At 71.1% G+C, this 20419-nt stretch carries 17 protein-coding genes; 10 read left to right on the forward strand and 7 right to left on the reverse strand.

Annotation, left to right across the window (positions count from 1 at the left end; genetic code table 11):
* Window positions 1-289 precede the first annotated feature (289 nt).
* The 3 genes from ACFYO9_RS16325 to ACFYO9_RS16335 all read left to right on the forward strand — a co-directional run bounded on the left by ACFYO9_RS16325 (window position 290) and on the right by ACFYO9_RS16335 (window position 5812).
* Window positions 290-1402 carry a DUF1996 domain-containing protein gene (locus ACFYO9_RS16325; protein WP_355819683.1) on the forward strand — a complete coding sequence of 371 codons (1113 nt, stop codon included), beginning with the start codon at window positions 290-292 and terminating at the stop codon, window positions 1400-1402.
* Between the two features lie 136 nt (window positions 1403-1538).
* Window positions 1539-3299, forward strand: coding sequence for a discoidin domain-containing protein (locus tag ACFYO9_RS16330; protein WP_358778970.1), 1761 nt, complete (start codon window positions 1539-1541; stop codon window positions 3297-3299).
* 44 nt (window positions 3300-3343) lie between these two features.
* Complete coding sequence (locus ACFYO9_RS16335; RefSeq protein ID WP_358778969.1) at window positions 3344-5812, forward strand: glycoside hydrolase family 3 C-terminal domain-containing protein; 2469 nt, start codon at window positions 3344-3346, stop codon at window positions 5810-5812.
* Here the strand turns inward: ACFYO9_RS16335 and ACFYO9_RS16340 are convergent.
* The 4 genes from ACFYO9_RS16340 to ACFYO9_RS16355 all read right to left on the reverse strand — a co-directional run bounded on the left by ACFYO9_RS16340 (window position 5773) and on the right by ACFYO9_RS16355 (window position 11536).
* Window positions 5773-7455 carry an ABC transporter family substrate-binding protein gene (locus ACFYO9_RS16340; RefSeq protein WP_358778968.1) on the reverse strand — a complete coding sequence of 561 codons (1683 nt, stop codon included), beginning with the start codon at window positions 7453-7455 and terminating at the stop codon, window positions 5773-5775. The two genes, ACFYO9_RS16335 and ACFYO9_RS16340, sit on opposite strands and share 40 nt — an antisense overlap.
* 61 nt (window positions 7456-7516) lie before the next feature.
* The gene (locus tag ACFYO9_RS16345) at window positions 7517-9658 is read right to left on the reverse strand and encodes an ABC transporter ATP-binding protein (protein ID WP_358778967.1); all 2142 of its coding nucleotides are present in this window, start codon (window positions 9656-9658) and stop codon (window positions 7517-7519) included.
* Complete coding sequence (locus tag ACFYO9_RS16350; protein WP_355819673.1) at window positions 9655-10554, reverse strand: ABC transporter permease; 900 nt, start codon at window positions 10552-10554, stop codon at window positions 9655-9657. Before ACFYO9_RS16350 ends, ACFYO9_RS16345 begins: the two co-directional genes overlap by 4 nt.
* 1 nt (window position 10555) lies before the next feature.
* Window positions 10556-11536, reverse strand: coding sequence for an ABC transporter permease (locus tag ACFYO9_RS16355; protein WP_358707395.1), 981 nt, complete (start codon window positions 11534-11536; stop codon window positions 10556-10558).
* 380 nt (window positions 11537-11916) lie between these two features.
* Between ACFYO9_RS16355 and ACFYO9_RS16360 the strand changes: the two genes are divergently transcribed.
* Complete coding sequence (locus ACFYO9_RS16360; protein ID WP_358778966.1) at window positions 11917-13059, forward strand: LacI family DNA-binding transcriptional regulator; 1143 nt, start codon at window positions 11917-11919, stop codon at window positions 13057-13059.
* A 299-nt stretch (window positions 13060-13358) separates the two neighbouring features.
* Here ACFYO9_RS16360 and ACFYO9_RS16365 read toward each other — a convergent pair whose 3' ends face one another.
* The 3 genes from ACFYO9_RS16365 to ACFYO9_RS16375 all read right to left on the reverse strand — a co-directional run bounded on the left by ACFYO9_RS16365 (window position 13359) and on the right by ACFYO9_RS16375 (window position 15348).
* Window positions 13359-14363 carry a YdcF family protein gene (locus ACFYO9_RS16365; RefSeq protein WP_358778965.1) on the reverse strand — a complete coding sequence of 335 codons (1005 nt, stop codon included), beginning with the start codon at window positions 14361-14363 and terminating at the stop codon, window positions 13359-13361.
* 52 nt (window positions 14364-14415) lie between these two features.
* Window positions 14416-14988, reverse strand: coding sequence for a dihydrofolate reductase family protein (locus tag ACFYO9_RS16370; RefSeq protein ID WP_355819662.1), 573 nt, complete (start codon window positions 14986-14988; stop codon window positions 14416-14418).
* A 210-nt stretch (window positions 14989-15198) separates the two neighbouring features.
* Window positions 15199-15348, reverse strand: a complete 150-nt coding sequence (locus ACFYO9_RS16375) for a hypothetical protein (RefSeq protein WP_355819660.1) — start codon at window positions 15346-15348, stop codon at window positions 15199-15201.
* 187 nt (window positions 15349-15535) lie between these two features.
* Between ACFYO9_RS16375 and ACFYO9_RS16380 the strand changes: the two genes are divergently transcribed.
* The 6 genes from ACFYO9_RS16380 (at window position 15536) to ACFYO9_RS16405 (ending at window position 20366) form a co-directional block, all read left to right on the forward strand.
* Window positions 15536-16102, forward strand: coding sequence for a DoxX family protein (locus tag ACFYO9_RS16380; protein WP_355819658.1), 567 nt, complete (start codon window positions 15536-15538; stop codon window positions 16100-16102).
* Between the two features lie 252 nt (window positions 16103-16354).
* The gene (locus ACFYO9_RS16385) at window positions 16355-17122 is read left to right on the forward strand and encodes a heparin lyase I family protein (RefSeq protein ID WP_355819655.1); all 768 of its coding nucleotides are present in this window, start codon (window positions 16355-16357) and stop codon (window positions 17120-17122) included.
* A gap of 72 nt (window positions 17123-17194) precedes the next feature.
* A complete protein-coding gene (locus tag ACFYO9_RS16390) occupies window positions 17195-17467 on the forward strand; it encodes a hypothetical protein (protein ID WP_358778964.1) in 273 nt (90 codons plus the stop codon).
* A 98-nt stretch (window positions 17468-17565) separates the two neighbouring features.
* The gene (locus tag ACFYO9_RS16395) at window positions 17566-18945 is read left to right on the forward strand and encodes a mycothione reductase (RefSeq protein WP_358778963.1); all 1380 of its coding nucleotides are present in this window, start codon (window positions 17566-17568) and stop codon (window positions 18943-18945) included.
* A 333-nt stretch (window positions 18946-19278) separates the two neighbouring features.
* Window positions 19279-19518 (forward strand): phosphopantetheine-binding protein, encoded by a 240-nt coding sequence (locus ACFYO9_RS16400; RefSeq protein ID WP_358707383.1) that lies wholly within the window; start codon window positions 19279-19281, stop codon window positions 19516-19518.
* On the forward strand, window positions 19515-20366 hold the full coding sequence (locus ACFYO9_RS16405; protein WP_358778962.1) for a siderophore-interacting protein: 852 nt from the start codon (window positions 19515-19517) through the stop codon (window positions 20364-20366). Before ACFYO9_RS16400 ends, ACFYO9_RS16405 begins: the two co-directional genes overlap by 4 nt.
* Window positions 20367-20419 lie beyond the last annotated feature (53 nt).

Genomic DNA, 20419 nt, shown 5'->3' on the forward strand with positions numbered 1-20419 from the left:
CCGCATCGCCCTCGACCTCATCGTCTGGCTGGCCGCACGCAACATTCCAGGGCGGCCAGCCGGACGGATCACCGACTTCCAAAACACGACCTAGTTGGGCCAAGTCGGCACCGGCGTGACGGCCAAGAGGCCGCGCTCCGGAGGTCGGAAGCCGGGGGAGTGCCGAGCGTTCACTTTCTATTGACACGGTCACGCCAGGACCGCAACACTCCGGAAACGGGAGAGCGCTCTCCCGATGCGCTCGCAAGGTCCCCCAAGGCAGTCCCTTCCGACGTGGCAGGAGGTCTCCATGGCACGGAGATCGAAGATCATCTCAGGGTTACTGGTATCCGGCGCGCTCCTGGTGACCTCGCTGGGGGTGGGTGGCATGGCGCTGGGCGCCGACGCCGACCCCGTACCGGCGAGCGCGGCAGGCGGTGGTTCCGCGCACGCGGCGCACTCCCCGCAGCGGGCGGGCCACGCCATGGCGGCGTCCACCGTTCCGGCCGCCGAGGACCGTGACGGCGACGGCTTCATCCCGGCGAAGTCCCCGGTCGCCACCGTGAAACCCGCGCTGAAGGACCCGCCCCACCGGTACTTCCACGAGTTCCAGGCCAACTGTTCGGTCACGCACACCAGGCCGGACGACCCGATCGTCTACCCGGGCCAGCCGGGGAAGTCCCACGACCACACCTTCATGGGCAACACGACGACCGACGCCCGCAGCACCACGGACTCCCTCAAGCAGGGGAACACCGCCTGCAAGGCGCCGGGCGACAAGTCGGCGTACTGGATGCCCACCCTGTTCAAGGGCGACAAGGCGGTGCTGCCGATCGGCCCGCAGACCATCTACTACAAGGCGGGTGTCACCGACTACACGAGCGTGCGCCCGTTCCCGGAAGGGCTGCGCTATGTCGTCGGCAGCCCCATGCAGTCCGCGGACGAGTTCCGCCACCACCCCGGCTTCGTGGAGGGCTGGGAGTGCGGTGAGAGCTTCTTCAACGTCGACATCCCGAAGAACTGTCCGTCCACGCAGTCCACTCAGCTCAACATCCGCTTCCAGGCTCCGAGTTGCTGGGACGGCGTGCACCTGGACTCTCCCGACCACCAGAGTCACATGGCCTATCCGCAGGTGAAGGCCGGCACGAACGACAACATCTGCCCGGCGTCCCACCCGGTCGCGCTGCCGATGATCGAGTTCAAGATGGCGTTCCCGGTCAACGGTGATATGTCGCAGGTGCGACTGGCCAGCGGCGCGGGCCACTCGTTCCACTACGACTTCTTCAACGCGTGGGACCCCGCGACGCTCAAGGCGCTGGTCGACCACTGTGTCGTCGGCGGTCTGCAGTGCAACGCCCGCGGGTACGACGAGACGCACCCGGAAGCCGGCGCGGCGCTCGACGAGAACTACGAGCTGCCCTGACGCACGCCGGGGGTGGCCCGGCTCCCCCGGGCCGCCCCCGGTTTGCCTCGGCACCTTCCTCTCCCCGGGTTCCGTGTCGCACCCCGGAACCACCTCCCTCACAAGCCTGCTCCTCACCCCCGTCAGGAGATCCCCCATGCCTTCGATCCCCGCCCGCCGGCCAACAGGCGGCCGCCGCCTGGCCGTTCCGCTCACGGTCGCCCTGTTCGCCACCGGTTGTCTCGCGCTGCCCGCCCAGCAGGCCGGGGCCGCGGGCAACGTGGTGAAGGTGACCGGCTCCCAGGGCAACTGGCAGCTGTCGGTGAACGGTTCGCCCTATCAGGTCAAGGGCCTGACCTGGGGCCCGAGCGTCGCCGACGCCGACAAGTACATGCCGGACCTCAAGTCCATGGGCGTCAACACGATCCGCACCTGGGGCACCGACGCCTCCAGCAAGCCGCTGTTCGACTCGGCCGCCGCCCATGGCGTCAAGGTGATCGCGGGCTTCTGGCTGCAGCCGGGCGGCGGCCCGGGCAGTGGCGGCTGCGTCAACTACCTGACCGACACCGCGTACAAGAACCAGATGCTCGACGAGTTCCCCAAGTGGGTGCAGACCTACAAGGACCACGCCGGTGTCCTGATGTGGAACGTCGGCAACGAATCGGTGCTCGGACTGCAGAACTGCTACACGGGCGACGAGCTGGAACGGCAGCGCAACGCCTACACCACCTTCGTCAACGACATCGCCAAGAAGATCCACGCCGTCGACCCGAACCACCCCGTCACCTCCACCGACGCGTGGACCGGCGCCTGGCCCTACTACAAGAGGAACGCCCCGGACCTCGATCTGTACGCCGTGAACTCCTACAACGCGGTGTGCGACATCAAGTCCACCTGGGAACAGGGCGGTTACACCAAGCCGTACATCGTCACCGAGACCGGCCCCGCGGGGGAGTGGGAGGTCCCCGACGACGCCAACGGGGTGCCCGATGAGCCCACCGACCGGGCCAAGGCCGAGGGGTACACCAAGGCCTGGAACTGCGTCACCGGCCACAAGGGCGTCGCGCTCGGCGCCACGATGTTCCACTACGGCACCGAGTACGACTTCGGCGGCATCTGGTTCAACCTGCTGCCCGCGGGCCAGAAGCGCCTGTCGTACTACGCGGTGAAGAAGGCCTACGGAGGCGACACCTCGCACGACAACACCCCGCCCGTCATCTCCCAGATGAGCGTCGAAGGGGACCCGGCCAAGGTCCCCGCAGGCGGCGCCCTGACCCTCGCCACCCGGGCGACCGACCCCGACGGGGACGCCCTGTCCTACGAGGTGCTCGCCAACAGCATGTACATCGACCAGGACAAGAACCTGACGCCGCTGCGCCTCACGAACCTGGGCTCCGGCCGGCTGAAGGTCACCGCGCCCGACCGCACGGGCGTCTGGAAGATCTATGTGAAGGTCACCGACGGCAAGGGCAACGTCGGCGTCGAGACGCGCTCGGTGCGGGTCGTCGCCCCACCCGTCAACGGCACGAACATCGCCCTCGGCAAGACCGCCACCGCCTCCTCCCACCAGGCCGGCGGCGGCGACTGCCCCTGCACCCCCGCGGCGGCCGTCGACGGCAAGGTGACGACGCGCTGGGCCAGCGACTGGAGCGACCCCCAGTGGCTCCAGGTCGACCTCGGCTCCACCCAGTCGTTCAAGCACGTCCAGCTCAACTGGGAGACGTCGTACGCGAAGGCCTACACCCTCCAGACCTCCGACGACGGGCAGAACTGGCGGACCGTCCACGAGGTGGGTGACGGCAACGGCGGCATCGACGACTTCGACGTCAGCGGCACCGGCCGCTACGTCCGCGTCAACGGCACCGCCCGCGGCACCGGATGGGGCTACTCGCTCTACGAGTTCGGTGTCTATCGCTGAACGAACCCGTCCGCGACGAGAACGACGAGAGCAAGGCGGTCCCGATGAACGACGAGGAACTCCTGCGGCTGCTCGACAAGTTGAGCACCGAGCAGAAGGTGCGCCTGCTGACCGGCGCGACGACGTGGCGCACCCACGCCGAACCCGCCGTCGGACTGGGGGAGATGGTGACCTCGGACGGACCCGCCGGCGTACGGGGCGAGGCGTGGGACGAGCGGGAGACGTCGGCGCTGCTGCCGTCGGCGTCCGCGCTCGCGGCCACGTGGGACGAGCCGCTCGTCGAGGAGCTCGGCGGGCTCCTGGCCCGGGAGGCCCGGCGCAAGGGCGTGCACGTGGTGCTCGCCCCCACGCTGAACCTGCACCGCTCGCCGGTGGCAGGGCGGCACTTCGAATGCCTCTCCGAGGACCCGGAGCTCGCGGGCCGGACCGGGGCCGCCCTGGTCCGCGGCATCCAGGCGCACGGCGTCGCCGCCACCGCCAAGCACTACGTGGCCAACGACTCCGAGGCGGGCCGCATGACCGTGGACGTCCGGGTGGCCGAGCGGACCCTGCGGGAGGTGTACCTCGCCCCCTTCGAGGCGGCGGTGCGGGCCGGGGCATGGGCGGTGATGGCGGGCTACAACGGCGTCAACGGCACCACCATGACGGCCCATCCACTGCTGACGCGGCCCCTCAAGGACGACTGGGGCTTCGACGGGGTGGTGCTCTCGGACTGGGGCGCGGCCCGCACCACCGTCGACACCGCGAGTGCCGGCCTCGACCTCGTCATGCCGGGGCCCGGCGGCCCGTGGGCCGAGGCGCTCCTCGACGCCGTTCGCGCGGGCCGCGTTCCCCGGGCGGCCGTCGACGACAAGGTGATCCGGGTCCTGCGGCTGGCCGACCGGGTGGGGGCACTCGACCCCGCCCGTACCCCGGCCGTGCCCGCACCGCCGCCTGTCTCCGCCCGTCGGCTGCTGCGCCGCGCCGCGGCGGCCGGCACGGTCCTCGTGGCCAACGACGGTCTACTGCCGCTGGCGGCAACGGAGTTGGGCACGGTCGCGGTGATCGGAACCCATGCGGTACGGCCTCAGGTGCAGGGCGGTGGCAGCGCCGGGGTCCACCCGGAGCGGATCGTCACGCCACTGGCCGGAATCCGCGACCACCTGCGCGGCCGGGCACGGGTCGTCCACGCTACCGGCCCGGCCGTCGGCGCCCCGCCGCCCCCGCTGGACACCTCGAACTGCGTCGACCCGCGCACGGGGGAGCCGGGCGTCCTCGTCAGGCTCCTGGACCCCGAAGGCCGAGAGCTCCACGCCGAACACCGCGCCACAGGACGCGAGTTGGAGCCCGCCGTCCCGCCGGGGGCACACACCGTGGAGATCCGGGCGCTGCTGACCCCGGCGGTCGCGGGCGCGTGGACCTTCGGCGTCGGCGGCTTCGGCCGGCTGACACTGACCGTCGACGGGCGGCCGGTGGTGGACGGCGACTTCCCGTGCCGCACCGACGACCCGGCCGTCAAGCACGTCACCCCGCCCTGTCAGTACGGACGGGCGGACCTCGGCGCCACCGAACCGGTGCTCGTGGTGGCCCGGCGGGAACTCGCCCCGGACACCGGCCGCGCCACCGTCGTCACCGCCGCGCCGCCCCACCCCGATCCGCACGAGGCGCTGGCCGAGGCCGTCGAGACGGCGCGCCGGGCCGACGTGGCGGTCGTCGTGGTCGGCACCGCCGAGGGCGCGGAAGCCGAGGGCCAGGACCGGAGTTCGCTCACCCTGCCCGGCCAGCAGGACGACCTGGTCACCGCCGTCGCGGCCGCCAACAGGCGGACGGTGGTCGTCGTCGACGCGGGCGCGCCGGTGGAACTGCCGTGGCGGAACGCGGTCGCCGCCGTGCTGCTCACCTGGTTCCCCGGGCAGGAGGCGGGCGGCGCGCTCGCCGACGTCCTCTTCGGCGCGACCGAACCGGGCGGCCGGCTGCCGACCACCTGGGGCGCCCGCCTGGGCGACGCCCCGGTCGCCACCACCCACCCCGACCGGAACGCCGTGACCTACGCCGAGGGCCTGCACATGGGCCACCGCGCGTGGCTGCGCTCCGGGCGCTCGCCCGCGTACTGGTTCGGGCACGGGCTCGGCTACACGACCTGGGCGTACGAGGGCGTCGAGGCGCCGGCCACGGTGGTGGCCGGCGACGACTTCCGCGTACGGGTCAGGCTGCGCAACACCGGTGGGCGCGCCGGCCGCGAGGTCGTCCAGGCGTATCTGGCCAGACCGGGGTCGGCGGTGGAGCGCCCGGTGCGCTGGCTCGCGGGCTACACGGCGGTGCGGGCGGCGCCGGGCGAGACGGTGGAGGCGGTGGTGCGCGTCCCGGGACGCGCCCTGCGGCACTGGTCGGCTCCTGCGGGGTCCTGGCGGATCGAGGCGGGCCGGTTCTCGGTGCTCGTGGGGCGCTCCGCGGGCGATGTGCCCCTCGCCACCACCGTGGCCGTGAAGGAGGGCTACTTCTCCCAGCCCACCGTCTCGGGCAGCGGGTTGTAGAAGATGGTCGCGCCCACGTTCGCCAGACCCTTTTTGACGCTGTACGTCGACGGGCCGCTGTACAGCGGGAGCTTGGCGTACTCCTGGAGCGCCTTCCGCTCGACCTTGTTCACCGCCGTCGTCTGCCGGCCCAGGTCGGCGATGTCCGTCGTGGCCCGGATCTCCTTGTCCAGCGCCGGGGAGCCGGCCCCCGTGATGTTGGAGTCACGGTCCGAGCAGTAGGTGTCGCACACATAGCGGGTCCCGTAGGGATCCATGGAGCGGTTGCCGGAGAGGAACAGGTCGAACTTGCGCTCGTTGATGATGTGGGAGAAGTCCGCGTCGTCCGCCTTCTTGATGACGAGGCGTACGCCGACCGGCTTCAGCATCGCGGCCAGAGCACCGGCGGTTGCCTTGCCCAGCGGGTCGTCACCAAGCAGCGTGTATCCGACCTCGAGCTTCTTGCCGCCCTTCGCCCGGATCCCGTCGCTCCCCGGCTTCCAGCCCGCCGCGTCGAGGTCCTTCTTCGCCCGGTCGGGCCCGTACTTCAGGACCGCCGAGACGTTGTCCTCGTACCCCTTCTGGAAGCTGTAGAGCACCGCAGAGCCGGGCAGCGGCTCCTGGTAGTCCAGGCCCTGGAACTGGATCTTCGCGATCTGGGTGCGGTCGATGCCCTCCTGGATCGCCTTGCGCACCGCCTTGTCCCCGAGGACCGACGACTTGGTGTTGAAGTTCAGCGAGTACTCGAACGGGCTGCCGCCGCTGCGTATCTCGGTGCCCTTGAGCCCCTTCACCTGCTTGAGGCTCTCGGCGTCGACCGCGGAGACATAGTCGAGCTGACCGTTCTTGAAGGCGTTGACCGCCGCCGTCGACTCCAGGTTCACGTAGACGCGCTTGTCGAGCTTGCCCTTCCTGCCCCACCACTTCGGGTTGCGGACGAAGGTGATGTTGCCCGAGTGGGTGTCCCACTTGCCGACCGTGTACGGGCCTGCGCCCCACTCGGGGTGCGCCTTCTTCACGTACGCCTTGTTGAAGGTGTCGACCTTCGCCGCCTTCGGATGCAGGAACGTGCTGAACAGGCTCGGCCAGGACGGGTTGACGCCCTCGAAGGTGATGACGGCCTGCTTGTCGTCCTTGCCCCGCGCGACGTCGGTGATCCGGTCGTAGCCGTCCGTGGACGAGGCCGCGAAGTCCTTGTCGGAACCGTTGTTGGCCTTCCAGGTGGCTTTGATCGCGGTCCAGTCGATCGGCGTTCCGTCGTTGAAGACGGCCTTCTTGTTGAGCGTCAGGACGACCTTCTGGTTGCCGCCCTTCACCGACACCTTCACATCGCTGAAGTAGTCCCGGTTGTACCGCACTTCACCGGTGGGGGAGAAGGTGATCGCGTCGGCGTTGTACCAGGCCCACACCCGGGCCGCCGTCAGCGTGCTGTTGACGTTGAAGGGGTTGCCCTGTTCGTCGAACGTCCCCGACGTCGTGTAGGTCCCGCCGTCCCTGACCTTGTCGTACGGCGTCGGGTTGTAGTCGGCGGCTCCGGAGGCGGAGGCCGGGGTGTTCTTCGCGTTCGACCCCGCGGTGCCGTCACCGGATGAGGACTGGCAGGCGGTGGCGGTGACGGAGATGGCCGCTACGAGGGCGACGGGCAGGGCGAGTCTTGCGCGCATGAGGAAGGGTCCCTGAGTTGAAGTGTGGCGTGTCGAGGGGGGAGTTGGACGTGTGTCGCCGTTACGCGGCGTGGCAGGCGTAGGCGTGGCCCGGTTGGCCCGGCACTGCTCTGGGGGCGGGGCGTTCCGTGCGGCAGCGCTCCCGGACGTCGTCGTCGGCGAGCCGGTACAAGGGGCACCGGTCGACGAACACGCAACCGGGCGGCAGGTTCGTGGCACGCGGCTGCTCGCCCTCCAGGACGATCCGTTCGCGGGCGCGTTCGCGCTCCGGGTCGGGTACGGGGATCGCCGACAGCAGTGCCTTGGTGTACGGGTGCTTCGGGTCGGAGAAGAGCGTCTCCGTGTTGCCGGTCTCGACGATGTGTCCCAGGTACATCACCGCGATGCGGTCGCAGATGTAGCGCACCACGGCGAGGTCGTGGGCGACCATGAGATAGGCGAGTCCCAGTTCGCGCTTGAGCCGGCCGAGCAGGTTGAGCACGCCGGCCTGCACCGACACGTCCAGGGCGGAGAGCGGCTCGTCGAGGGCGAGCAGTTTCGGGTCCGTGGCCAGGGCGCGGGCGATGCCGACGCGTTGGCGCTGGCCTCCGGAGAGCGCGGTCGGGAAGCGGTCGCTCACCGAGGGGTCGAGGCCGACGAGCGTCAGGAGTTCTTGGACGCGGGAGCGGATGACGTCACGGTCGCGGCCCACGGCCCGCAGGGGTTCGGCGAGCAGTTGGTGGACGGTCAGGCGCGGGTCGAGGGCGCCCATCGGATCCTGCATGACGATCTGCACGTCGTGCCGCAGGGTGCGTGCGCGTCCGCCGGAACCGGATGAGGTGACGGAGGTGTTCACGGCGGCACCGGCACCGGCGCCCTTGCCCGCCGCCCCGACCTCCTGCCCCGCGATCTCGATCCGGCCGCCCTCGGGTCGTTGCAGCCGCAGGATCTCCATCAGCGTCGTCGTCTTGCCGCTGCCCGACTCGCCGACCAGCCCCAGCGTCTCTCCGCCGCGCAGCTCGAAGCTGACCCCGTTGACCGCGTGCAGGGTGCCGACCCGGCGCTTGATGAACGCGCCCCTGGTGACGGGGAAGGTCTTGACTAGGTCCTCGACGCGGAGCACCACGTCGCCGCCGGTGGCCCGGCTCGTGCCCGCTTCCCGGCCGACGGACGCGACGCCTCCGGTGGGGTCCAGGGTGCCGGCGGCGATCTCGTCGGCGCGCAGGCAGGCCACGTCCCCGTGCCCGGCGACCTGGCGCAGCTCCGGTTCGTCGGAGCCGCACGCGTCGAGCGCGACGGCGCACCGGCTCGCGAAGGGGCAGCCGCCCGGCAGGTCCGCCAGGGCGGGCGGCTCTCCACCGATCGGTACGAGGGGCCTGCGGACCCCGCCGTCCACGGTCGGCACGGCGGCGAGGAGCCGGGCGGTGTACGGCATCGTCGGCCTGCGGAACAGCGCCTGCACGTCCGTCTTCTCCACGAAGCGGCCCGCGTACATGACGGCGACGTCGTCGGCGTGCCCGGCCACGACGCCGAGGTCATGGGTGATCAGGACGAGCCCGGCGCCGGTCTCACGCTGCGCGAGACGCAGCACGTCGAGGATCTGCGCCTGCACCGTGACGTCGAGCGCGGTGGTGGGTTCGTCGGCCACCAGCACCCTCGGCCGGTTGGCGATCGCCAGGGCGATGACCACGCGCTGGCGCATGCCGCCGGAGAACTCGTGGGGGAAGGCCGAGGCACGACCCCGCGGGTCGGGTATGCCGACGAGGTCGAGCAGTTCGACGGCCTGCTCCCAGGCCGCCTTCCTGGACAGGTCCTGGTGGACCCGCAGCGCGTCGGAGAGCAGCCGGCCCACGGAGAAGATGGGGGTGAGCGCGGACAGCGGGTCCTGGAAGACCATGCCGATGGAGGCGCCCCGTACGCGCGACAGTGCCCGGTCGTCGAGGCCGATCAGGTTCTGTCCGCCGAGCCACACCTCGCCGCCGAGGCCGGCGGTGGGCGGCAGCAGGCCCATGACGCCCATCGCGGTGGCCGACTTGCCGGAGCCGGACTCGCCGACGATGCCGAGGGTCCGGCCCGGCAGCAGGTCGAAGCTGACGCCGCGCACCGCCTCGACGGGCCCGGCCTCGGAGGGGAAGGAGATCCGCAGGTCCCGTACGGAGAGCACGGGCGTGACGTCGGCGGTGGAAGCCGGGTCGTCCCGCAGGGGGCTGGTGAGCGTCGTCATCGTCGGCCTCCCGCCGCGCCGGTCACTGAGGTGGGGTCGAGGGCGTCGCGCAGCCCGTCTCCGATGAAGGTCATCGAGATGGTGAGCAGGACGACGAGACCCGCTGGGAAGGCGAAGAGCCAGGGGGCACTGGTGACCGTGGTCGCCCCGTCGGCGAGCATCGTGCCGAGGGAGACGTCCGGGGTCTGGACGCCGAATCCGAGGAACGAGAGGGCGGTCTCGCTGAGCACGGTCGCGACGACGCCGAGCGTCACGTTGACGATGAGCAGGGAACCGAGGTTGGGGATGATGTGGCGCAGGACGATGCGCAGCGGGTGGACGCCCATGAACTCCGCCGCCTTCACGTAGTCCCGTTCGCGCAGCGAGGTGGAGACGGACCAGACGATCCGGGCGGTGGACATCCAGCCGAACACGGTCAACACGAGGATGAGGGCACGCCAGTCACCGGCCAGACGGTTGGAGACCAGCGCGAGGATGAGGAACGAGGGGACGATCAGCAGGAAGTGGATGACGGCGAGCGTCAGCCTCTCCACCCGGCCGCCGAAGTACGCGGCGCTGGAGCCGATGACCGCCGCGACGACGATCGTCAATACGGACACACTCACAGCGATCACCAGCGACCGTCGCAGACCGTGCACCGCGCTCGCGTAGATGTCGTTGCCGCCCTGGTTGGTGCCGAACCAGTGCACGTCGCTCGGTGGCCGGGTGAGGGCGGTGAAGTCGGCGTCGGTGTGCGTGTAGGACGTGAACAGGCCGCCGAACAGGCTGAACAGCACGAGAAGTACGAAGATGACGACCCCGGCGACGGCGAGGCGGTTGCGCAGGAAGCGTCGCAGGTAGAGCCGGCCGCGTCCGAGATCTCTGCGTGGCTGGACGGTGTCGATTGCTGTCGCCATGTCAACTCACCCGCACCCTCGGGTCGAGGAAGACCGTGGCGATGTCCGCGAGGATGGCGCCGATCGCGGTGAGCACCGCGGCGAACGCGGCCGTCGCGACGGCGCCGTGCACATCGTTCTTGCTGATGGTCTGGACGAAGTACCGGCCCATGCCGTTCCAGCCGAAGACCGTCTCGGTGATGACGGCACCGGTGAAGATGGCGGGCACGCTGAACGCCACGGAGGCCACCGTCGGGATCAGCGCGGCGCGCAGGGCGTGCCTGCGGACGGCCTGGCCGCGGGTGAGGCCGGTGGCCTGGGCCGTGCGCACGAAGTCGGCGTTGATCGTGTCGAGCAGCAGCGAACGCTGCGTCAGGTGGTAGCCCACGTAACCCATCAGGGTCAGCGTGAGCGTCGGCAGAATCAGATGGAGGAGCCGGTCACCGATCGTCGGGAACAGCCCCTCCACGTTGGGTGAGTTCTCCCCGGCGACGTAGAGGAAGTCCAGCCCGGCATGCTGGTTGAGCCAGATGGCGACGAAGACCACGGCGAGCGCGGCGACGGATGTCGGGACGTTGAACACCGCGATGGATATGGCCTGTGAGACGCGGTCGGCCACACCGTACTGGCGGGACGCGGTGTAGACGGCGAGGGCGACGCCGACCACGACGGACAGGACGGTCGCCGTGACGACCAACTCGGCGCTGACGAGCGCTCGGTAGCCCACCTCGCCGTTGACGGAGACACCGGTGGGTGACGCGCCCCAGTCGAAGTCGAGGGTCACCGAAGTGAGCCAGTTCCACCACCGCTGCACCACCGGCACGCCGGGGTCGAGGTTGTACGGGGCGAGGGCCCGGCCGATCTGTTCCTCGGTGCGGGCGGGGCGCAACTCCTTGTAGTTCGATCGCGGGTCCAGAAACCAACTGGCCAAGAAGTACGTCGCGTTGGTCGCGACCGCGATCATCAGGAGCCAGCCGCCCGCCTTGCGCACTACATAGCGCATGGCAGGGACCGCCCCCTCACCACACGCGCGGGACGCGCCGGGACGGCGCCGGAGGGACAGGTCGAGTACATGTGTGGTGGAGCTTTCTGGGACGTACGGGTGACGTACGGGTACGGAACGGTGCCTCGAAGGAGGCGAATGTCAGCTTGATCCGTACTGGGCGGCCGCGCCAGATTTTGGGCGGGTTCGCCATGAGGCCGCAATGTTGCCGTAGAGATCGCAATGTTGGCGAAGCAAAAGATGATCTCGGGCGCGTGACGACGGGCCCGACGCGCCGGCCTCTGCGGCGGCCCCGTGCCGGCCCCGTGCCGGCCCCGTGCCGGTCCCGTACCGGGAGAGCGCTCTATCTCCGCGTGTGGAAGGGAAGTTAGAGTGCACGCATGGAGAGACGGTCGCTGACGCTCGAGGACGTGGCACGGGAGGCGGGCGTCTCCCGGGCGACCGTGTCGCGGGTGATCAACGGCGTTCGCAACGTCGACCCGGCCATCCGGGACGTGGTACGCGCCGCGATCGAACGGACCGGCTACGCGCCGAACCGGGCGGCACGCTCCCTGGTCACCCGGCGTACGGAGACCATCGCCCTGGTCATCTCGGGCGCGGGCGAGGAGAGCGAGTCCCGGAGGTCCGGGGACGGAGCCAATGGCGGCGGCCCGGACGGTGCGAACGACGGCGCCCCGGGCGGCGCGGATGAAGCCGCGGACGGTGGGGACGACGACACCCCGCAGAACACCTTCGCCGCCCGCGTCTTCGCCGACCCCTTCTTCGGCCGGGTCGTCAGCGGCGTGGTCGGCTTCCTGCGCCCGCGCTCGATGCACCCGGTGCTGATGGTCGCCGAGACCGAGGCGGCCCGGAGGCAGGTGACCGCCTTCCTCCGGCAGGGCAGCGCCGACGGGGCCCTCGTGGTCTCCACCCACGCCGTGGACCCGCTGCCCGCGATGCTGGTGGCCGAGGGACTGCCCGCGGTGTGCTTCGCGCGGCCCGCGCAGCCCGTCCCGATCAGCTATGTCGACCTGGCGCACCGGGAGGGCGGGCGGCTGGCCGCCGAGCATCTGCTGGCCCGGGGCCGGCGCGGACTGGCGAGCGTCACCGGCCCGCTCGACCTGCCGGCGGGACGCGAGCGGCTCGCCGGTTTCCGTGCGGCGCTGGAGCGCGCGGGGGCCGCGCACGTACCGATCGCGGAGGGCGGCTTCACCCGGGAGAGCGGCGCCGACGCGATGGCGCGGCTGCTGGCCGGGCACCCGGATCTGGACGGGGTGTTCGTGGCCAACGACCTCATGGCGCAGGGCGTGTGCGAGCTGCTGCGCGAGCGGGGCAGAAGCGTGCCGCAGGACGTGGCGGTGGTCGGCTTCGACGACTCCAGCGTGGCGCTGACCTGTCGGCCGCCGCTCACCACCGTGCGGCAGCCGGTCGAGAGGATGACGGCCGCCATGGCCGGGCTGCTCCTGGAACACGTGCAGGGCACCCGCACCGAGCCGACCTCGTTGATCTTCGAGCCGGAGCTGGTGGTGCGGGACTCCGCCTGAGGCTGACGCTGATGGCCTGAGCGCTGACGCTCATGGGCTGAGGGCTGACACTCACGGTGCCGTCCGGCTCACGGACAGAACGTGAGCGGCCGCGTCCCTGTCCCACGAAGGCGCGGCCGCTCAGCTCGGAGGAGGGCCGCCCACTGACCATTCTCAGCGGCCCCAGCAGGATGTCACCCCTGCACTGGTGCGACTGCCCACCACGGATGGGGTTACACGGATCTTTTCCGAGAGATCTCGGACGGCACTCTCCGAGAGGTCTCGGAAGGCTCTCCGAGAGGTGTCAGACGGCATTCCGGTCAGCGCGCGGCCCAGGTCAGGACCCCGCAGAGGACGAAGAGCAGACACATGGCGATGTTCGTCCGCTTGTAGGCGACGAGGACGGCCGCGAACTCGCGGATCGTCGCGTTGGGCCAGAAGTACGCCGCCGTGGTCGAGCCCACCACCTGCCCCCGGACGCCGACCCGGCGCGCCGTGAGCGCGGCACGGAAGGCGTGGTAGTTGTTCGTGACCACGACACACCGGTAGCCGGGATCGGTCTTCTCCATGATCGCCTTGCTGAACCGCAGGTTCTCCTCGGTCGTCGTCGACCGGTCCTCCCGTTCGATCAGGTCGGCGGGGAAGCCGCGCTCGGTGAGGAAGTCGGCCATCGCATGGGACTCCGGCAGCTCCTCGTCCGGCCCCTGGCCCCCCGAGGCGATGAGCACGGGTGCGCTGCCGCGCCTGCTGAGCAGCGTGTGCACCTCCTGCGCCCGCAGGAGCCGGCTGGCGAGCAGCGGGGGCACCTTGGAGCCGCCCATGAGGCCCGACCCCAGGACGACCACGAAGTCGGCCTTGCGGCGGATCCGCATGCGGCCGTACAGGAACGCGTACACGACGAAGCTCAGGAACAGGAACGAGAGGTAACAGGCCAGCCCCAGCGCCACCACCCCCACCCCGACCAGCACGGGCGTGCGCAGCACCGCCGCGGTGATCACGAGGGCCACGACGGCGACGACGCACACCGCGCCCATCAGGGAGAGCAGATTGGTGGGGCTCCTGCCCTCCTTGCGGACCATGTTCAGGCCGTTGAGGAAGAGCAGGCAGACGAGGACGAGAATGCCCAGCGCGCCGAGGCCGAGCAGCGCGGCGGCCACCACGCGTCCCGACGTGGAGCCCGCCGTGACCAGCTGGTACATCCAGGCCGCGAGCCCGCACAGGGCGGCGAGGCCGAGCAGCACGGCGTTGCCGAACCGGCGGCGCTCGCGCACCATGCGCCAGCAGAAGACGAGGAACAGCAGCGCCGCCGGGGCGTAGATGACCATCCGCACAGGGTCTCCGAGTTTCCGATCGTTCAGGTCTCCGGTCGTCCGGGCCTCAGCGGACGACGTCGAAGACGTTCTTCTGCAGGCCGTTGGCGTAGACCTCGTGCTCGACCAGGCGCAGCTTCTGGGCGTCCTTGTCCGTGTCGCTGAACAGCCGCTTGCCCGCCCCGAGCAGCAGGGGGAAGACGAGCAGGTGGTAGCGGTCGATGAGGCCGGCGTCCGAGAGGCTCCGGTTGAGGGCGGCGCTGCCGTGCACGATGATCGGGCCGCCCTCGGTCTCCTTGAGCGCCGCGACGTCGTCCAGCGAGCGCAGGATCGTGGTCTCGCCCCAGTTCTCCACCAGGTCCTTCTCGTCGAGGGTCGTGGAGACGACGTACTTCGGCAGCACCTTGTACCGCGCGAAATCCGCCATGTCGGGCCAGACGGCGCTGAACGCCTCGTAGCTGGCCCGGCCCAGCATCATCGCGGCGGCCTCCTGCTGCTCCCGGCCCTTGATCTCGTACGCCTCCGGGAGGAACTCGACGTCCTTGAACGTCCACCCGGAGTTCCGGTAGCCCGGCTCGCCGCCCGGGGCCTCCACCACGCCGTCGAGCGAGACGAAGGCGGTGCTGATGAGGGTGCGCATGGGCTCTCCTGGGTGGATCGGGTGTCCGGGGCACGGTCGGTCGGCGCCCTGGAGGCCGACGGTCCGGCCCGGTGCACCAACTATCCCTGAAGACCCCGGGACGTGGAGAAACTCATCGCGGAAGACTCATCGGCCTCCGCCCGGTTCCCCGTACGAGGGCGGCGGATCACTGGCGGCGGATCAGCGGATCAGCGGGTCAGCGGCGTCGCGTCAGTGGCGGCGTCCGCGCAGCCGCGTGAGGAGCGAACGGGCCTGCGCGCGCTTGCGCGGGTCGGCGGCGGCGCGGCGCACCGTGTCGACGGTCTGCCGGCCCTGCGGGGTGCGGCTGTAGGCCTTGAGGCGTGCGATCAGTCCGGCCATGAGGTCCTCCCGGGTTCTCACCGCCGTGGCGGCGGATGGGTCGCTGTCGTCGGGTTGCTGCTCCCGTACCCCGTAGCCGCGCCCGTACCCAGAGTCGGCTCCGTGCGGACGACGGGGGAGCGCGGCCCTGTGACCCGTTCGGCGCGAAAACGTGTCTGGAGGCGGCCTTTGCGGGAAGCCGAACGACATGGCTGTTCTCAGGAAATGCGCACGTCCGATGCTCGCCTCCGTCTTCGTCACCGGCGGGGCGCAAACCCTCCGTAACCCGGAGCGCGCGGCACCCGCCGTCGAGCCGCTCGCGGCCCCCGTCGCCTCCCGGGTCTCCTGGCTGCCCGAGGACCCCGAGAAGCTGGTCCGCATCAACGGTGCGGTGCAGCTGGGCGCCGGGCTGATGCTCGCGACCGGTCGGGTGCCGCGGGTGGCCGCCCTCGCGCTGGCCGGCACGCTGGTGCCGACGACGCTGGCCGGGCACGCCTGGTGGAAGGAGAAGGACCCCGAGCAGCGGGCCGCCCAGCGCACCCAGTTCATCAAGAACGTCTCGCTGTTCGGCGGACTCCTGATCGCGGCGGCCGACACGCACGGCAAGCCGTCCGTCGCCTACCGCGGCCGCGCCGCCGCGGTGACGGGCCGGCGCACCGCCCGGCGCGCCCGGCGCGACGCCGTGGACGCGCTGAGCGGGGCGGCGGAGGGGGCCGTGGGGACGGTCCGCTCGATCTCCGAGAGCGCGCAGCAGGCCGTCACGCGGCATCTGTGAGGAAGGGCCGGAGCTGCGGCCGGCCGACCCGACAGTGGACCTGACGGCGCGTCATCGGTACTCCGGTGGCGCGCCGTTCGGGTTGTGCGGTGGCGCGCCGGTCGGGTTGCGCGGTGGCACGCCGTTCGCGTTGTGCGTACCGGAGTTGTGAAGGTCGCCGTCTCCGGTGTGAAAGCGCTTGCTGTCCCCGAGGGCCGGTGCCATTCTCGGCCGGTGGCCGAATCCGTCACCTCCCTACGCGCAGGAGCAGCCGTGCACCGTACCGGGAAGACACTGATCTCGGCGGGCGGCGTCGCCGTCGCCGTCCTCGCCGCCTGGGCCCTCGCCGCCCCCGAGTCCAGCGGTGCCCCGGCCCATGAGCACGGCGCGAGGGCCGGCGCGACCAAGGGCGTGCTGTGGGACGGTGACGCCTCGAACGGACTCGGCGTGTTCGGCACCACCCTGTGCGAGTCGCCGGGGAGCGTCACCGTCGACAACTGGGGCGGCTCGCGCGGCGACATCTTCAAGTTCAACAAGCCTATCGGCGTGCCGCGTTGTGAGGCGCACAACGTGCGGATCGCGTCCGGCGAGTACCCCTGGCGGGAGGGCGGCACCTACTGGTTCGGCTGGGACTCGATGACCAAGACGGGCGAGGCCCAGACCGTCTTCCAGTGGAAGTCGAACGGCACCAACGACCAGCACAGCCAGAACTATCCCGTGATCATGAAGGTGGAGGACGGGAAGCTGAAGGTCTGGTACGTCGCGCCCGGCGAGGTGTGGACGCCCATCGGTTCCGCCGCGTGGTCGGCCGGAGCCTGGCACGCGATCCAGCTCGGCATCACCACCAGCTCGGGCAGCTCCGGGAAGCTCTCCGTCTACCTCGACGGACGGGAGATCGCCTCCCGCACCGGCGCCCGCACCTGGGACGACCTCGGCAACAAGCCGCGCTGGGGCACCTATTGGGGCACCGACACGAGTACGGCGTCGATCAACTGGATCGACGGGCTCGCGATGGGACAGGCCCGGTCGGACGTGGACTGACCACGCTGCGGCGGGAGTTGGCCCTTCGCGCCGCAGAGGTTGGGCCACGGAGTCCGGGGCATGCGACGGAGTATGACGACGCATGAAGAGCACAGTGGTCCGCCCGCCATGGGGGAGATGGAACGCGGTACGCCGCAGCGACTCGAGGCACGCGAGCGGATGTGGGGCGTGGCCTGGACGGGTCTGTGCGTCCTGCTGGCCCTGTGGTCGCTGGCCTGGGCGATCGGCGCGGCCACGGGCACGACGAACGCGTGGGTGTACTCGTTCGCCGGGCTCGTGCTCCTGGGGTGCGCGCTGTGGGCCCGCCGCTCGGTGATCCGCAACAGCCCGCCGCGCCACCTGTAGGTGCGTGCGGCCTGTAGGTGCGTGCGGCCGGTAGGTGCGTCCAGCCGGCAGGTGCGTACAAGAGGTGTGCGAGCGGCATACCTGGATACGCTCCGCATATGCGACACCATGATCTTCTCGTCCTCGGCGTGGGCACCGGCAACGCGGTGATCGACGACCGCTTCGCGCACCTCGACGTCGCCCTCGTCGCGGAGGGACCCTTCGGCGGCACCTGCCTCAACGCGGGCTGCATCCCCAGCAAGATGCTCGCCGTGACGGCCGAGGTGGCCGACACGGTCCGCGATTCCGGCCGGCACGACGTGCGGGCGAACCTGGAGGGGATCGCCTGGCCGGACGTCCAGGAACGCGTCTTCGGGCGGCTCGACGCCACCTCGCGGGACGGCGAGGACGGCCGCCGCGACGACGACTTCGTGACCGTCTACCGTGGGCGCGCGCGGTTCACCGGCGAGCGGGAACTCCTGGTGGATACGGCGGGCGGGCCCGTGCCGGTGAGCGCGGACCGGATCGTCGTGGCCGCGGGCGGGCGCCCCGTGGTGCCGCCCGTGGTCGCCGAATCAGGGCTGCCCTACGAGACGTCCGACACCGTGATGCGGCTCGACGAGGTGCCGCGGCGCATGGTGGTCCTCGGCGGCGGCTACATCGCCGCCGAGCTGGCCCACGTCTTCCACGCGGCGGGCACCTCCGTGACCGTCGTGGAGAAGCGGGACAAGCTCCTCGCCGAGCAGGACACCTCGGTCGCCTCGGCGTTCACCGAGATCGTGCGCCCCGTCCACGACCTGCGGCTGGGCCGCGAACTGGTCCGCGTGGAGGGCAGCCCCGGGGCGCTGCGGCTGACGCTCGACGACGACTCGGTCATCGAGGCCGACACCCTGCTCGTCGCCGTCGGGCGCACGCCGAACAGTGACCGGCTCGACCTGGACCGGGCCGGCGTCACCTGCGACGACGACGGTCTGATCGAGGTCGACGAGCAACTGCGCACGAGCGCCGGGAACGTGTGGGCCCTCGGCGACATCGTCCCCGGGCCGCCCCTGAAGCACGTGGCCAACCGGGAGGGCGAGGTGGTCGCGCACAACCTCCTCCACCCCGAGGAGCCGCGCACGATGTCGTACGACGTGGTGCCCTCGGCCGTCTTCACCCGCCCCCAGATCGCCCAGGTCGGCCTCACCGAACAGGCGGCCGCGGAGCAGGGCCTGGACTACGCGATCGGGACGTGCCGCTATGAGGACGTCGCGTACGGCTGGGCGCTGGAGGACACGCAGGGCTTCTGCAAGGTCCTCGCCGACCGCGCTTCCGGACGCCTGCTCGGCGCGCATGTGCTGGGTCCGCAGGCCGCCACCCTCATCCAGTCCTTCGTCCTCGCCATGACCTTCGGGCTGGGGGCGCGGGAGCTGGCCGAACGCCCGCTGTGGATCCACCCGGCCCTCACCGAGGTCGTCGACAACGCGCTCCGTGATCTTGACGTGGGGAAGGACGCTTGACGGTTACGGGTGGTGCGGCGGCGGGAGTCGCCGTCCCGCCTCGTACCGTCAACAGGCCGGTGAGCGCCGCGATGTGACGCGGTGGCGAGGTGTGGAGTCAGGGGAGGTCACAGGGTGTGCCTCCCCTTTTTCACGCCCTTCTCGCGCGTAGGTTAGGTTAGCCTTGCCTGAGTGGCTGCGGGGGGCGGAGCGCGGCTGCGCTGTTCGGTGCTGCCTTATTCGCCCGCGCCGTGTGGGGGAGTGCCCTCGTATGCCCGTATGCCCGTATGCCCGTATCCCCGTGCCTCCGTATCCCCATCCCCGTATGCCCGTACAGCCACAAGGAGCCGTCCGATGAGCCAGACCCTGTCGCCCGAGCGTGTCCGCGCCGACATCGCGGAGCTGCTCGACTGCGACCCCGCCGAGATCGTGCCCGGGGAGGACCTCTTCGACCTCGGGCTCGACTCGGTGCGGATCATGACGCTGGTTCAGCGGTGGCGCGCCGCGGGTGCCGGGTCGCTGGAGTTCCCCGACCTGGCCGAGCAGCCCGAACTGGCCCACTGGACCGAGCTCCTGACGGGGCGTGCCGCATGAGGCGGGTCGACCACCGGCACCGGCACCTGGAGCGGATCGCCGAGGTGCGGGAAGGGCCGCACGCCGAGAAGGTGGCCTACCCGATCGGCCTGCGGGAGGCCGAGGTCGTCCGCACGGCCATGGTCGGCGCCGGTCTGCTGCGGCTGACCCTGGGCGGCGCGGGCGTCGAGGGGTTCGAGGCGCACGCGCCGGACGAGCACGTGAAACTCATCTTCCCCGAGCCGGACGGTTCGTTGCGGCTGCCGGAGCGGAACGGGTCGATGCTGCGCTGGCCGCGGCCCGCCCCCACCTCGCGGGAGTACACCGTGCGCCGGTACGACCCGGCCGCCCGTGAGCTCGACATCGACATCGTCCCGCACGACGGTGGACTCGCCTCGGACTGGGCGCACCAGGTCGAGCCGGGCGCACGCGTGCACGTGGCGGGCCCGCCCGGCGGCCTGATCGTCCCGCACGCCTACGACCGCTACCTCCTCGCGGGCGACCTCACCGCCCTGCCCGCCATCGCCCGCCGCCTTGAGGAGCTGCCCCGGACCGCGAAGGGCTGGGCCTTCGTCGAAGTCGCCGGCGCGGCGGAGGAGATCGAGCTCGCGGCGCCCGAGGGCTTCGACGTGCACTGGCTGCACCGGGGAGCTCTCCCGGCGGGCACCGGCGGCGCGTTGGAGCGCGCCGTGACCGCGGTGGCCGTGCCCGAGGGGGAGCGGCTGTACGTGTGGATCGCCGGTGAGGCGGGACAGATCAAGCCGCTGCGCCGCTGGGTCCGTGACGAGCTGGGGCTCGGCAAGGCGGACCACGACATCACCGGCTACTGGAAGCGCGGCGTCGCCGACTTCGACGAGGACGACCACTGACCCCACGGCCGACCGGCCGGGACCGCTGACCGTACGGCCGGGCGGGCGGAACG

Source organism: Streptomyces sp. NPDC005863 (assembly GCF_042871345.1).
Classification (GTDB): Bacteria; Actinomycetota; Actinomycetes; order Streptomycetales; family Streptomycetaceae; genus Streptomyces.